This window comes from Parazoarcus sp. PS-13 R2A (assembly GCF_057621855.1).
In genome coordinates this window covers 1-14526 of the sequence record NZ_JBYEXN010000006.1, presented here as the reverse complement: position 1 = coordinate 14526, position 14526 = coordinate 1, and the positions used below count along the sequence as shown (strand labels likewise).

13 protein-coding genes, 1 pseudogene and 1 riboswitch are annotated in these 14526 nt (G+C 60.7%); of the genes and pseudogenes, 4 read left to right on the top strand and 10 right to left on the bottom strand.

Annotation, left to right across the window (positions count from 1 at the left end; all coding sequences use genetic code 11):
- Positions 1–9: 9 nt before the first annotated feature.
- From AC22G6_RS07565 to AC22G6_RS07530, 8 genes are all read right to left on the bottom strand, one after another.
- Positions 10–1059 carry a FemAB family XrtA/PEP-CTERM system-associated protein gene (locus tag AC22G6_RS07565; RefSeq protein ID WP_487366275.1) on the bottom strand — a complete coding sequence of 350 codons (1050 nt, stop codon included), beginning with the start codon at positions 1057–1059 and terminating at the stop codon, positions 10–12.
- A 19-nt stretch (positions 1060–1078) separates the two neighbouring features.
- Entirely contained in the window at positions 1079–1942 is an 864-nt protein-coding gene (locus tag AC22G6_RS07560) for an XrtA system polysaccharide deacetylase (protein WP_487366274.1), read from the bottom strand.
- Between the two features lie 12 nt (positions 1943–1954).
- Positions 1955–3124 carry a non-hydrolyzing UDP-N-acetylglucosamine 2-epimerase gene (gene wecB / locus AC22G6_RS07555; RefSeq protein WP_487366273.1) on the bottom strand — a complete coding sequence of 390 codons (1170 nt, stop codon included), beginning with the start codon at positions 3122–3124 and terminating at the stop codon, positions 1955–1957.
- Positions 3117–4193 (bottom strand): XrtA/PEP-CTERM system-associated ATPase, encoded by a 1077-nt coding sequence (locus AC22G6_RS07550; protein WP_487366272.1) that lies wholly within the window; start codon positions 4191–4193, stop codon positions 3117–3119. The genes wecB and AC22G6_RS07550 overlap by 8 nt, the downstream gene beginning before the upstream one ends.
- Before the next feature lie 11 nt (positions 4194–4204).
- Complete coding sequence (locus AC22G6_RS07545) at positions 4205–5758, bottom strand: TIGR03016 family PEP-CTERM system-associated outer membrane protein (protein ID WP_487366271.1); 1554 nt, start codon at positions 5756–5758, stop codon at positions 4205–4207.
- Entirely contained in the window at positions 5721–6662 is a 942-nt protein-coding gene (locus tag AC22G6_RS07540) for an XrtA-associated tyrosine autokinase (RefSeq protein ID WP_487366270.1), read from the bottom strand. The genes AC22G6_RS07545 and AC22G6_RS07540 overlap by 38 nt, the downstream gene beginning before the upstream one ends.
- Positions 6663–6674: 12 nt before the next feature.
- Complete coding sequence (locus tag AC22G6_RS07535) at positions 6675–8219, bottom strand: XrtA system polysaccharide chain length determinant (RefSeq protein ID WP_487366269.1); 1545 nt, start codon at positions 8217–8219, stop codon at positions 6675–6677.
- Positions 8220–8295: 76 nt separating this feature from the next.
- Positions 8296–8925, bottom strand: coding sequence for an XrtA/PEP-CTERM system exopolysaccharide export protein (locus AC22G6_RS07530; protein ID WP_487366268.1), 630 nt, complete (start codon positions 8923–8925; stop codon positions 8296–8298).
- A gap of 333 nt (positions 8926–9258) precedes the next feature.
- On the opposite strand from AC22G6_RS07530, the gene AC22G6_RS07525 reads away from it, so the two are divergent.
- Positions 9259–9906, top strand: a complete 648-nt coding sequence (locus AC22G6_RS07525; protein ID WP_108950711.1) for an N-acyl amino acid synthase FeeM domain-containing protein — start codon at positions 9259–9261, stop codon at positions 9904–9906.
- 31 nt (positions 9907–9937) lie between these two features.
- Here the strand turns inward: AC22G6_RS07525 and AC22G6_RS07520 are convergent, their stop codons facing one another.
- Positions 9938–11251 carry a DUF1302 family protein gene (locus tag AC22G6_RS07520; RefSeq protein WP_487366267.1) on the bottom strand — a complete coding sequence of 438 codons (1314 nt, stop codon included), beginning with the start codon at positions 11249–11251 and terminating at the stop codon, positions 9938–9940.
- Positions 11252–11260: 9 nt separating this feature from the next.
- Complete coding sequence (locus tag AC22G6_RS07515; protein ID WP_108950709.1) at positions 11261–12010, bottom strand: ABC transporter ATP-binding protein; 750 nt, start codon at positions 12008–12010, stop codon at positions 11261–11263.
- Positions 12011–12053: 43 nt separating this feature from the next.
- Between AC22G6_RS07515 and AC22G6_RS07510 the strand changes: the two genes are divergently transcribed.
- From AC22G6_RS07510 to AC22G6_RS07500, 3 genes and pseudogenes are all read left to right on the top strand, one after another.
- Positions 12054–12845, top strand: a complete 792-nt coding sequence (locus AC22G6_RS07510) for an outer membrane lipoprotein-sorting protein (RefSeq protein WP_487366266.1) — start codon at positions 12054–12056, stop codon at positions 12843–12845.
- A 172-nt stretch (positions 12846–13017) separates the two neighbouring features.
- Positions 13018–13117: riboswitch (TPP riboswitch) on the top strand.
- Positions 13110–13973 (top strand): bifunctional hydroxymethylpyrimidine kinase/phosphomethylpyrimidine kinase, encoded by an 864-nt coding sequence (gene thiD, locus AC22G6_RS07505; RefSeq protein WP_487366265.1) that lies wholly within the window; start codon positions 13110–13112, stop codon positions 13971–13973. (Overlaps the previous riboswitch by 8 nt.)
- 106 nt (positions 13974–14079) lie before the next feature.
- A pseudogene (locus tag AC22G6_RS07500) lies at positions 14080–14526 on the top strand (phosphomethylpyrimidine synthase ThiC); the annotation flags it as partial.

Genomic DNA, 14526 nt, shown 5'->3' with positions numbered 1-14526 from the left:
CTCTTGCAATCACCCAAGATTGCGCACGATATGCGGCCCGATCGCGTTCGCCACGCCGACCGGCAAGCGCCGCCACATGGCAATGAAGAGCCTGTATTTCGGATTCATCGGGTTGTTCTGCGGCACGCTGTCGCGCTTGTACAGACGGTACTCGTAAGAAAGCTGCTGCGGCTCGAAACCCCAGTTCTTCTTGAAACTGTACGGCCCTGTTCCGACCTTGCTGCGGCCGTAGTCAAAGACTTTGCACCCGCGCTCGCAGGCCCGCCGCATCAGCTCCCAGTACTTGAAATCATTGGCGGCGACGTCGCGCGCGGCGAGGTCGTCTCCCGCGTAGTAGGGCAAGACTTCATCGCGAAAGTAGAAGCTGAGCACGCTCGACAGCACCTTGCCGGCTTCATCCGTCACGGTCAGAACCTCACAGTCATCGCCAAAAGTGTCCTTCAGGCACTGAAAGAAGCGCTTGGGCAGTGCCGGCGTACCGTGCCTTAGCACGTTGTCGGCATAGACAGCGAAAAAGCGCTCAACGTCGGTGTCAACATGGCTGACCAGACCGTTCTTGATGCCCTTGCGCACCATCGCCCGCTGTTTGCGCGGAATGGCCTGCATGTTGTCCTCGACCTCAGGCAGGATGGCCTTGCGGAAGGTGACGTACAACTCCTGATGCGGCCACTCGGGGTGTCTCGGGCTCAGATTCCGGTACTCGAGATGCTGCACACCAAGCTTGCGAGCCAAGGCATCCGCCTCAGCCTCGAGCGCGGCGAGCGCCTCCGCCTCAGAATCCGCACTTGCAGCTACGCCACCATAGACGCAAAAAGGGAGCGAGGTGAGTGCATGGCCGAAGAGTCGGCTCTTGACCTCTGCAAGCGGCAACACCCCCACGATTTCTCCGGCGCGCTCCGCATAGAGAAAAAAGCTGCGGTGCCTGAAGATCTGCTCGGTAATCTGCTGCCACGCTGACAGATGGAAGAACGTCGCCTGCGGACAGGCCCGCACGAAGGCGTCCCAGCGCGGCGCATCTTCCGGGGCAAGCGTTTTGACGGTGATGGCTAGCCTGTCCACAATAATCACTCCCGACGACTCAGGCGGCATTGCGGAAAACCTCGTCCGCCCGTCCCCAGTTGAAGTCGCCCAGCAGTCGCTTGAGACGGTTTTCGGTTCGTGCAAGGTTCACGTAGTGTCGGAACCGCGTTTTCGCTGACGCTTCGGCCACCCGCGGCTGATCCGGGTCAACTTCCCACGGATGGAAGTAAAAGATCGCAGGGCGCTTGTCATCACGGTTGACGCGCGCAATCTGCCAGCGCGACACCGCGTAGGGCAGAAGACGGAAATAGCCACCACCGCCGGCGGGCCAGTTGCGACCGAGTAAGCGCATCGTGGTCACCGGGATTTCCATCAGGCCCGACTCAAGGAGATACGGAAAGCGCGGTGCATCCGGAATGCCATAGTGATCGTGCTTGACCGGGTACACGCTCGAACTGTACACATAGCCAGCCTCAGCGATCGTGTCATGCGCCCACAGGTTCTGCAGTCCGATCGAAAAACTGGGGGCACGGTAACCTGTGACCTTCTGCCCGGCGATGTCTTCCAGCACGGCCTTGGCAAGCGCGATGTCCGCAAGAAAGGCCTTGGGCGTCATTGCACTGGCGCGCTCATGGCTGTAACCATGACTCGCGACCTCATGCCCGCTCGCGGCAATACGGCGCACAAGCTGAGGGTAGCGCTCTGCGACCCAGCCCAGGGTGAAGAAGGTCGCCTTTGCGCCGCGCTGATCGAGCAGGTCAAGAATCAGATCGACGTTTCGCTCTACGCGGCAGGGCACTGCGTCCCAGATCTTGCGCGGAAAATGTGGCGCCAGCGCCGAGACCTGAAAGTAGTCCTCAACGTCGATGGTCAGGGCGTTGACAATGGCCTTTTCAGAAGCGGTGTGTGAATTCTCGCTCATACGCCCCCTTGCTCAGACCGCGGCGGGCTGAGCCGCCTCGTGCTGTTCCAGCCAGGACGACAGATGACTCGCGATTCGCTCGGCAGTCTGTCCGTCCCAATGCTCCGGTACCCGGCCAGCCTTCCCGCCGCCCTTCAGAATGGCCTCAGCCGCCATGATGAGGGCTTGCGGATCAATCCCGACCAGTGTGTTCGTGCCCTGCTCGACCGTGATCGGGCGCTCAGTGTTCTCACGTATCGTCAGGCAGGGGACGCCCAGCGCGGTGGTCTCTTCCTGAATGCCGCCGGAGTCGGTCAGCACCATGCGCGCGCCGGACATCAAACCAAGCATTTCGAGATAGCCTTGCGGCGGCAGGATCAGGAAACCCGGCGTATCGAGCAGGCCAAGCATGCCGAAGCGCTCAAGATTGGTGCGCGTACGCGGATGCAATGCGAACACCAGCGGCAGTTGTTCACTGATCTGACGCAGCGCGCCGATAATCGGGCCAAGCGTATCGGCCTGATCGACGTTGGACGGGCGATGTAGCGTCACCACGCCGTAGCCATCTTCGATGCGTGCCGGGTCAAGCCCTGCAGCAGCGAGCAGATCGGCAGCAAGAATCGCCTTGGGCAGACTGGCACGCAAGCTGTCGATCATGACATTGCCCACAAACACCGCCCGCTCCTCCGGGATGCCTTCGCGCACAAGATTGGCGTGTGCGCTGCGTTCGGTGGTGTACAGCAGATCCGAGATCTGATCGGTGAGGATACGGTTGATCTCCTCCGGCATCCGCCGGTCGTTGGAGCGCAGGCCCGATTCGACGTGAATCACCGGAATGTGACGTTTCGCCGCAACCAGCGCACAGGCAAGGGTCGAGTTGACGTCGCCCACCACCAGCACGGCACGCGCACCGTACTGGTCGATGATCGGTTCGAACCGCTTCATCACCTCGGCGGTTTGAACGGCATGAGTCCCTGAACCCACTGCCAGATTGACATCCGGATCGGGCAGCTCAAGGTCAGTGAACAAACGATCCTTCATCGCGGGATCGTAGTGCTGTCCGGTGTGCACCAGCAGCGTACGAAGCACGGGTGAGTGCGCTGCGAAGGCACGGATGATGGGCGCCACTTTCATGTAGTTCGGACGCGCACCCACCACGCAGATCACCGGCGCATCCGCCCCTGCAGACATTTGACTACTCATGTTCCTTGCCTCCCGCAGGCGGATCGCGACGGACCGCATGCAGCAATTGATTGAGAACGCCGAGCGTTGCAGCCACAGACTGCTCCAGGCCGACAAGTCTCGCCTCGAGACGCTGAATATCGGCGTTGCTACTGAGGCTCGCGGCATGCGCGAGCAATTCGTCGCTCACCTGCAGACGATCCACTGCCAGGTTTCCCACGCAACGTTCGCTGACACCCTCATGCCCGGCGGCAACCGGAGCGGGGCGATTCGGGGCGGCGAACTCCAGCTTCAGCTCTTCAATGACCTCACGGACGTCTTCCTCGCCGATACTGTGTCGCTCGGCCAGAAATGCGCCCAGCAACAGGCGGTCGCACAAGGTATTGATGCGTCTCGGAATGCCGCCCGTGTAGCCGTAAATGACATTGAAGGCATCGGTTTCGAAGACCGGGTCGTCCGTCCAGCCAACATGACGTAGCCGGTGCTCGATATACGAACGGGTTTCTTCCGAATCGAGAGGACCAAGGTGGTACGACGCGATTACGCGCTGGCGCAACTGCTGCATCTCGGCGCTTTGCATGATGTCGCGAAACTCAGGCTGCCCGACCAGGAAACTCTGCAGGAGTGCATGGTCCTCCAGCTGGAAATTGGACAGCATGCGCAACTCTTCCACCGCCGACGGCGTGAGGTTTTGCGCCTCGTCGACAATCAGCAGTGCGCGCTTCCCCGCAGCAGTGGTCTGCACCAGGAAGGTCTCTAACGCGAGCAGCAAACCGGCCTTGTCAAGCGTGCGATTTGGAAGACCGAACGCAGTGGCAACCATGCGCAGAATTTCGCTGGCATCAATCTGCGTGCTGACAAGATTGGCGGCGACGACCTTCTCTGGATCAAGATGCTCAAGCAGACTGCGCACGATGGTGGTCTTGCCCGCGCCGATCTCGCCGGTGATCACGATAAAGCCTTCGCTCTGGTGCATCCCGTACTCGAGATACGCCATCGCGCGGCGGTGTCCGCGACTGCCGAAAAAGAAGGCCGGATCGGGATTGAGCTGGAAGGGCTTGCTGCGAAACTTGAAGTAGGACTCGTACATCGATAGGCCGGTCAGAAGGTCATGCCGAGGTTGGCCGTCAACGCATTCTCGGTGAAATCGCTCGACGCTGAACTTGCATCCGAGCGCTGGTAGCGGTACGTCAGTCCGGCATTGGTTCGGGGGCCCAGTTTGGTCGTAAGCCCAACAGTCGCTATCAGCCGCTTGGTATCCAGTCCGGTGCCCGACGCACCCTCTGAACGCGAATGCGTGACCGCAGTATTGAGCGACGAAATGCCAGAGAGCTTGTGATTGAACGACACCGTAAGCGACGTCGTCTTGATGGTATCGGACAGGGCAAAGTCGTCATCTGAAGACAAACCCGTAATCGAACTCAGGCTTGAGCGATCGGACTGCTGGGCTGAGACGGTAAGCGAATTGCGGAGACCAAGCAAAGAAAAGGCAGCACGCCAGGTTTTCGATACGAAGTGGGCGTTTGTGACGATGTCACCGGTCCCGCCGGTCGCAGGATAGCCCAACAGAATGCGTACGAACGCCTCGCGTTGCAAATCGTCCGGGATCGCCGCCACCAGTGTTGCGTCATTGAAAAACGCAAGGAACTGAGGGTCCTGATAGATCCCGCCGCCCAGCGTCTGCAGTGAAGACGAAATATCCTTCACATAGCTCAGATCCCAGGTCGAGCGCTGTGCGCGATGCTTCAGGCTGAAATTGTACCCCCGCCCGAAAACACGCTCCTCGGTCGTTCCGGAGATGGCCGTGCGCTCAGTCGGATTCCAATCGAAGCCGGCACCATAAATGCTGCCTTTCTCATCCTCGGTGCTGGCGTAATCGTTCTTCTCGTATCCACCAATGGCGCGCAGGCGCAACTGTGGCGTCAGATTGATGAAAAGCGTTGCGCGACCAACCTCCTCGGTCACGTCGCGACTGGCCGACGCGTCATACTCGGATTCACTGCGGCTGTAACTCAGCCCCCAACCGAACAGCCTGACTGCCGCCGGGTCACTCGCCTGTGCAGTGAGTTCATTCAACCGCTGACCACCAACCGCCGACCCGCCGGAATCCAGCCAACTGGCCTTGTAACGTAAAGAACCTCTCGCAGTATCCCCAAGGCGAAACTCGAGTCTGGGGCCGATCGACCAGGTACGCGTTTCGTTGTTTTCGTCGACGCTCAGGTCGTCACTGCTGCTACGCCCTGAAAACGCAGAGAGATTGTTGCGACTGATGTTCGCATTCAGGTCGACGAAAAACAGATTCTCAACCGCCTCGATCTGGCCACTGCCCTGCAAGGCAAGGTAGGACGTGTTTCGACTGCTGTCATTCGCGTAGCCCACATTCCGAAGTTGCGCATTAAGAAGGCCATTGAATCGACCACTCTTGCGCGAAACGGTAATGCCGGGGGAGATCTCTGCGATCCAGTCGGATTCCTTGTCACTGGAAGCGCCGACGTTGTCGGTCCAGGTCAGCCGACTCTGCACGCTTGGCGTCACGGAGACCGTCTGCGCATATGCGCTTGACGCACCGATTGCCCCCAAGGCAAGCACCAGCAGGCGCAAAGCACCTGCCGGACGATCAGGCCGCTTCAGAACGGGGTTCTGCACCATAGCCATACCCATATCCATAGTAGGAACCCGCGGCATTTTCACGGGACTTGTTCAGCACCATCAATTTGACCGGACAGTTCTCGATCGTCGCCAGCGCCTGCTTGACCGTGGCGTGCGTGGTGCGCCCGGCTTCGACCACGATTACGACCTGCCCCATATGCGTTGCCAGCACGCGAGCCTCGGTGGTGACCAGCAAGGGCGGCGAATCGAACACGATAATCCGGTCTGCATAGCGATTCGCAATCTGCTCAAGCAGACGGTTCATCGACTCCGAAGCCAGCATCTCGGTCGCCCGGGGGTGAGGCATCCCGGCGGGCAGAATCGAAAGTTTCTCGATGTTGGTCCTGAGCAGAACATCGCCAAGATCGGAAACCTCGCCCGAGAGAACGTCCATCAAACCTCTTTCGGGCGGCAGACCAAGGCGGTTGAGCACCGAGGGGCGGGACACGTCGGCATCCACCAGCAACACCGTGTAATCGAGCTCCATTGCCATGGAAACTGCAAGGTTGATGGCGGTGAAAGACTTTCCCTCCCCCGGCATCGCACTTGTCACCATGATCAGACTGCCATTCTCGATCTCGGCAGGCCCACTGACTGTGGCGTTGCGCAGAAGCGGCCGCTTGATGAGGCGAAACTCCTCGGCGATCGCTGCGCGCGGCACATCCGGAGTCACCATCCCCATTGCCCCAAGGCGCTGGAGGTCAATACGAACCTCACGGGAGACACTCGGATTGGGCATCGGCACGGGATCTGCGAGGGGAACCGAAGACGAAGTCCGGCCGGCATCGAGCACTGGATCATGCGCCACCTCGTTCACGACCCGTTCTTCCTTCGGGGCGACTTGTTCCTCCACCCCGCTGGCCTGCTTGAGTGCATCGAGACGCTGTACTGCTTTTTCGATAAGGCTCATCAGCTCTTCCGCTTATCCCTGAATGATGTTCAGAACCACAGTGGCAATACCGATAGCACCGACGAATCCAGCAAGCCCGCCGCCAAACGCGAACAGACCACGCAGCCTCGCACGACGGCGCTCGGGCGTCGAAAGCATGGATACCGTGCCCAGCACCGGCAAGCCAGTCACCTCGCGCAGGCCGCGGCCATCGACAAACGAGGGCCTGAGCTGGCTGAGCAAAAAGGTCAGCGCGAGCCCGATTGCCAAGCCCGCAGCACCCGCCACCGGCATCAGCAACAAACGATTCGGTGCAGAAGGCTTGACCGGCAAGCTGGGCGGGTCAATCAGGCGAAACTCGGCAATACCCGACTGATTGTCCATTTCCACCGCGATATTGGCGGACTCACGCCGCGCCACAAGGCTATCGTAGTTCGTCTTATGAACTGCGTAGTCCCGATTCAGCTGTGTCATCTCGGCTTCGAGTTCAGGCAGCATCTTGGCCGAGCTCTCCAGCTGTGCAAGGCGGGACTCGTACTCGCTAACGCGCGCCCGCATCGACGCCACTCGTGACTCGGACTCTGCCAGCGAAAGCTTCATCTGCTGGAAGACCGGATTCGAGTTGAGCGCCCCGAACTGCCCCGGTCCGGCCTTGCGACGGGCCTCGACCTCTTCGAGCTTTTGCTGCTCAAGCTGTTCGATGACCCGACGCGCGCCAATCACATCTGGATGCTTGTCGGTATAGCGCTGCATCATGTCATCGAGGTTGCGCTTGAGCGCGTCAATCCGGCCATCGATCTCAGGAATTGATACGTTCGAGGCATTCGGTGTCTGCGGCAACAATACCGGCTCCTCACCAACCAGTTGGCGCTGCATGGCATCACGGGAGTTCTCTGCCTCGCGTAATTCCAGCTTCGCCTGGGCAAGCTGACCATTCAACTGAGCGATCTGGGTGACATAGTCGCGAGCGCCATCACCGAGCAGCGCCATGTTCTTGAGGCGGAACTCCTTGAGGCGGTTCTCTGCATCGACGAGTTTCTGCTCGTAATTCCTGATCTGTTCCTCGATGAAGCGGCGAGCCGTATCGGAGTCCTGACGCTTCCCCCCCAGACCGGACTCGACAAAAAGGGAGACCAGCGCCTGAACAATACGCTGCGCCCGCGCTGCCTCGACATCCGCATAAGCCAAGGTAAACAGGTTGTCACGCCCGGTACCCCTGATCTGCAAGCCCTTGGACAGCGTCGTGATCAAGGCCTCGCGCTGCGCAGCATTCTTCACCCCGAGATCAAGATCAGCCATGGTGATCAGCTTCTCGACGTTGGGCCGACTGATCAATGTCCGACTCAGAATCGCAATCTGCTGATCGACATTGGGCTGCACCGCGAGGCCCGACATCAAGGGACGCAGAATGGATTGGGTGTCGACGAACACGCGAGCAGATGACTCGTATTTATCGGGCATCGTGTAAATCACAACACCACCGACGGCACCGACAATCCAGGCCATCGCCAGTCCCCACCATCGGAAACGCCACATGTCGCGCAGGTAACCGATAAGCTGTCTTACGAGTTCTTCCATGTGTCAGTCTTGGTCACGCCCATGCACTGCCTCCCGACGCAGGAAGACAGGCGAGGCTAGTTGAAGGGAAAAGTGATCAGAACCAGCTTTGCGGAATAATCAGCACATCGCCGGGACGCATCTCCACGTTGGCCGAAACATCACCGCGCTTGATCAAGTCCTTGATCCGCACGCTGTACTGCTTGTTGCCTTCGCCGGTGCGCAGGATCGTCGCCCCATTGCCGTCAGCATATTCCGTGATACCCCCAACGGCGATCATGACGTCGAGCAGGGTCATCTTCTGCTGGTAGGGCAGGATCTGCGGCTTGCCCGCTTCGCCCACTACACGAATCTGTTCGCTGTACGGACCAACGAAACCGGTAACGATGACGGTCACGACCGGTTCGCGAATGAACTTGGACAACTCTTTCTCGATATCCCGAGCGAGCGTCGTTGAGTCCTTGCCCAGCGCAGGAAGATCCTCGACCAGCGGCGTCGTGATCTTGCCATCCGGGCGCACCGGCACCGACATCGACAACTCCGGATTGCGCCACACCACGATGTTCACGGAATCCCCTGCCCCGATTACATAATTGTAATCGGCATCCGCAGCGGCCATCGGCGCAGGCGGAAACGAGGATGCGCAACCACCCAGCAGGCCGGCAAGCAGCGACAGACCCAGGAAACGACGGAACCCCGCCCACACGTTCGAAGCTTGTTTACTCATGGTCACCCTACCCCTATTTCTGAACGACGCCTATGATACGCCCTGAGATTTACCCACATGCTACGAAGATACGTCAGTCCGCCCGAAGGAACAATTACACAATCGCTTACAGCCAGCGATCTTAAGGACCGATAAAGTCGCTCGCATTTGCAGAAACACATCCACTCCAAATCTCTCCCCTTGCAGGGAAGCGCCACGAATTCAAGCATGAACGCTCGTTGCAGACTGCCCTCGGAAGCAAAAACTCGTGATTCGGTGCGCACTCCCTCCGGGCACGCAACGAAACTTGAGCGCTTGCCACACCCGGATGATGACACAAGCGTGGAGTTCGCCATGATCCGCGACGGATATCATATCCGTTGCGCAAACGGCTTCACCGGGCTTCAGCACCACATCTCTGCGCTGATCGAACGCATGTACTCGACGCGCGGCCTGCAGATCTACCATCCGGAACTCGCGCAGACCGAGCACCAGACCACGATCGTGGCCTGTCGCGGCGACCATCTCTTTGCCACGCTAACGGTTGGTATCGATTCCGAGAATGGCCTGATGGCCGATACGCTCTACCGCCCCGAGATCGATGCTGCGCGCGCTCGCGGCGGCAGGGTCTGCGAGGTCACCCGGATGGCGATGGACCCGGAGCACAACTCCGCCGACGTCATGGCCGACCTGTTCCAGCTGGTCTATCTATTGACCCGCCGAATCTATCGGATGACCGACCTTTTCATCGAGGTTCATCCACGCCATGCAGGCTTTTACCGCCGAATGCTGGGTTATCGGGTGGTCGGGGAAGAACGGGTCTGCCCCCGGGTTGGCGCACCCGCAGTGCTGATGCACATGTCCCAGCAGGAAGTCGACGAACTCATCGCACAGCATGCGGGGAAGGAGACTAGCTCGACCCGCAGTCTGTACCGGCTGTTTGCACCGCCGGCTGAAATGCTCGCGCTGCAGCGACAACTGACTGCCCAGTTGCTGCGCTGATCTCGCCGCAAAGGCGCGAGATCAGCCTCGATCAGAACCAGCGTCGAACCTCGAAATACACCCTGTCGCTGTCATTGAATCGGCCAAACAAGGCGGTGGGCCGTCCTTCGAAGTGATCGACCCCAATCAATGCGCGCCACTCGGGCGCGAACTTCCACGTCAGTTTGGGGCGCAGCATGTAATCGTTTCGAATCAGGCTCGATGCGGCCAGAAACTCGACCTCGAAATCCCTCCCGATCGTCCGCACCACCTGCAGGGTTACGCCAGGCTCTTCGCGCTCGACATACATCCCCTCCGCGTGATCAAAATGAACCCGTGCGAAGTACTGGGCATTCACACGCCACTCACTGCCAAACGGCACGTCAACGCCGACCGCATAGTCCAGCGTAGGAGACGACTTCAGTCCATAGGTCGCAGCAGGGTCAAGCGTATTGAAGCGCCGACCACGGGTATAAACCGCCTCACCCTTGAGCACGAACTGCCCCATGTCCTTGCTGAACGTGCCGCCGGTCTGGTGGATGCGGTCATGCCGCAGTTCGTAGATCGGTGTCACCGAGGTGCGATACAGCGTCGGCTCCACGTTCAGGCTGTCGTAGTAGAAGGCAGAGAGGTCCCAGCCGTCGATCAGACGCGAAGCCCGTAAACCCCAGTTGCCGTTGCGCGCGTCGTGCGCAGGCGTCTTCTCCGTCACATGCGTGCCGGACGGCAAGAAGGGATAGGGATAGAAATCCGCGCCCGGCTTACCGACCTTGTCATAGCTCGCAACCGGCACCCAAAGAAACTCAAAATGGGTCTCGCCGCCGAAATACTCCGCACGCGCCGCCCACTGCGGGATCCGTATCGATTCAAATTCGGGCAGCAGGAACTCACGCATGTCCCGGGCCGAAACCACATCGGCAAAGAAGAAGCCGACCATTTCCCCCCAGATGATCTGCTGCCGGCCAAGACGGAACTCCCAGTCACCCACTGGCACATCGAGATAGGCCTCACGCAGGGTCGCATCGGATCGCTGGTCTCGCCTGACCGCGCCAGAGTAGTAGTTGCGCTCCAGGTCGGGAGCACCGTCTGCATCGACCCGCCCGGAAACCTTCCAGCGCAATCCGTTTCCGAGGTTTCCACTTGCGGCCAGTTCCATGCGGGCACGCAGCTTCGACCAGTGTCCCTCGTCCGGCAAGGTATAAGCGCCGCCGAACTCGGCATAGCCACCCAGACGGATGCCGCTGCCCTCACTCTCGTTTGGCGCTCCGACATCGAGCAAAGCGTCGAGATCCAGATCATCCGCAGCCATCACTACCGGGCTGCCGGCGCACGCTGCTGCAAGCAGCATTCCTTTCAACAATCGCATTCCAGGCTCCTAGACTTCGGGATCTTCTTCGCCCTGCGGGCGCTTGTCCTGCACGAATACCCACCGCCCCTCGGCACGCATGCCGAGCGCAACGATCTGGCCATCCGCGATCCGGACGAGGCGGTCGGCCATGTTCATGACCTTGCGGTCGTGAGTGGAAAACACAAAGGTCGTACCGTGCTTGCGGTTGATGTCCTTCATCAGCTTCAGAATGCTCGCCCCGGTCTTGCTGTCGAGGTTGGCCGTTGGCTCGTCGGCCAGGACCATCTTCGAGTGCGTAGCCAGCGCACGCGCAATCGCCACCCGCTGCCGCTGTCCGCCAGAGAGCTGATTCGGACGATGCCCCGCGTACTTGGTGAGGCCGACCATGGCCAGATAGTGCTTCACCCGTTCCTGCCGCTCCGCCTTGCTGAGTTCAGGAAGCTGCAACAGCGGATACTCGACATTTTCTTCTGCGGACAGCACCGGCAACAGGTTGAAGGTCTGAAAAATGAACCCAAGGGTGCGCGCGCGAACGTCAGCCAGTTGATCTGGCGTCTGGCCGGAGACATCCTGGCCGTTTATGATGACCTTCCCGCTGCTTGGCGTATCGATGCAACCAATGATGTTGAGCAGGGTCGACTTGCCACTGCCCGACGGACCGGCGATGGCAAGAAAGACACCCGGCTCGATGGCCAGCGAGATGTCGGTCAGGGCCTGAACATCCTGCTCGCCGAGGCGATAGTGCTTGCTTACGTTTTCGACACGAACGAGCGGCATGGCAGGGCCACACAGTTATGAAAACGCCAAAAGGATACCACTCATGACCGATCACTTCCGATCCCGCCGGAAATTCCTCGGCATGTTCGCCAGCGGCCTGATTGCGCCTGCGATCGCCCCCTCGGCATGGGCTGCCGAAGACGCGGCCGAGGCCCCTGTGGATGAGGCTGCGGTGCGCATCGTGACCAAGGCGGACGAGATCCGCTTCCCGCGCGACAGTTTCCAGACCGAAATCGAGGTACAGAACTTCAGCGACGGGCAACCGGGCGAGACGCGCAAGTTCCGCATCCTCTCGCGGGGTAACGAGAACACCATCGTACTCACCCTCGAACCCGTATCGGAACGTGGTCAGGCCTTGCTCATGCGTGGCCGCGACCTGTGGATCTTCATGCCCAGCGTGTCTCAGCCCGTGCGGCTCTCGCTCGCGCAGCGCCTGACTGGGCAGGTTGCCAACGGCGATCTGGCGCGCGCGAACTTTGCCGGCGATTACACGCCGGTCCTGGTCAGCACGGAAGTGCTCGACGGCATCAACGCCCATGTCCTCGACCTCACCGCAGTCGATCGCGGCGTCACCTATGCCAAGGTCAAGTACTGGGTCAGCGAAAAGGACGGACGCCCGCTGAAGGCCGAGTTCTTCGCGCTCTCCGGCCGTCTGCTCAAGTCCTGCCGCTACGAGGAGTTCCGCGAACTCGCCGGCCGCGTTCGCCCAACCCGCCTGGTCATGGAAGATGCCCTCAAGAAAGGCGAAGTATCGGTCTTGAGCTATTCGAACATGGTTCTGCAGGACCTGCCCGAGCGCCTGTTCACCCGCGAGTACCTGCGTCGTCTGGGCTGAGCGCCAGAACTGGCGGGCTGCAACCGGCCACTGGTGACCGCCTCCCCCCCGACGCCGCGGAGATACCCGTTACAGGCGCATCCCCGGCCGGTGCAGCCACATGGCTGGCTTGCGCCTGCCTCTCGGCCCATAGCCCATCCCTTGTCACGCCAGCCTCCATCCAGTATCGTCCGTCTGCCGTTGGGGGTGCCCGCACATCCGGTGCGTGCTGAGAGAAACCCTTCGAACCTGACCCGGCTTGTACCGGCGTAGGGAAACGCAAGCATGAAATCATCACCTGTCCGCTCGAGCTCCGTTCCGAATGTCGTTTCCATCGCTGGCGTCGATCCGTCAGGCGGTGCGGGCGTGTTCGCCGACCTCAAGACATTTTCGGCGCTTGGCGCCTACGGCTGCGGCGTCGTCGCCGCGCTCACTGCACAGAACACCCAGGCCGTAACCGGCGTGCATGTGCCGCCCATCGACTTTCTGCGTCTGCAGATCGACACCCTGTTCAGTGATGTCAGCCTGCACGCCACCAAGATCGGCATGCTGGGCAGCGCTGAAGTCACTGCAACGGTTGCCGACCGTCTTGGCCACTGGCAGGCAGCCAACGTGGTGCTGGACCCGGTCATGGTCGCCAAGAGCGGCGATTCGCTGCTAGCCAAGAGCGCGATCAACATGATGCGCGATGCGCTCTTTCCACAAGCCTTCATGATCACGCCCAATCTGCCCGAAGCCGGCGTGCTGCTTGAGCAGCGTGCGCCCGAATCGGTCAAGGAAATGTACCGCGCTGCCGAGCGCCTGCGCGAACTGCTGCCCTTGTCGAGCGAACGCTGGGTGATGCTCAAGGGCGGCCACCTGCCAGGCAACGATCTGGTCGACTTGCTGTTCGATGGCGACCAGATGATTGAACTGCCTGCCCCACGCATTGAAACAAAGAACACCCACGGCACCGGCTGCACGCTGTCATCGGCAGTCGCCGCCCTGCTGCCACGTCACACCGGCGGTTTCAGGCCGGTGGAGGCCGCGGTGCGACAGGCACGGCAATGGCTGATCGGCGCCATCGCCCATTCAGGCGAGCTCGCAGTCGGCCATGGTCACGGCCCGGTACATCATTTCCACGCCATGTGGCCCAGGCCCGGCGCTTAATGCAGCGGCAACCGGCAAGGACGCCGGCCCGCCACACACATACAACAACCTGCCGGACACGTACTGACTCACCGGCCAACGAACCCGCCCCATCAGGAGACAAGCAATGAACGCCAGCGAAAAATTCATCGCCTCGAGCGCCCACGTCGACGAAGCCGCCATCGCGCCGCTGCCAAACTCGCGCAAGGTCTACATCGCCGGCACCCGTGCCGACATTCAGGTGCCGATGCGCGAAATCAGCCAGAGCGACACGCCGGCTTCGTTTGGCGCAGAGCCGAACCCGCCGATCTACGTCTACGACTGCTCCGGCCCCTACTCCGACCCGGCTGCGAAAATCGACATCCGCTCCGGTCTGCCCGCCCTGCGCGCCGGCTGGATCGAAGAGCGTGGCGACACCGAGGTGCTGACCGACCTGTCGTCCGAGTTCGGCCGCATCCGCGCCGCCGACGCCAAGCTCGACGAACTGCGCTTCCCCGGCCTGCACCGCAAGCCGCGTCGCGCCAAGCCCGGTGCCAACGTGTCGCAGATGCACTACGCCCGCCGCGGCATCATT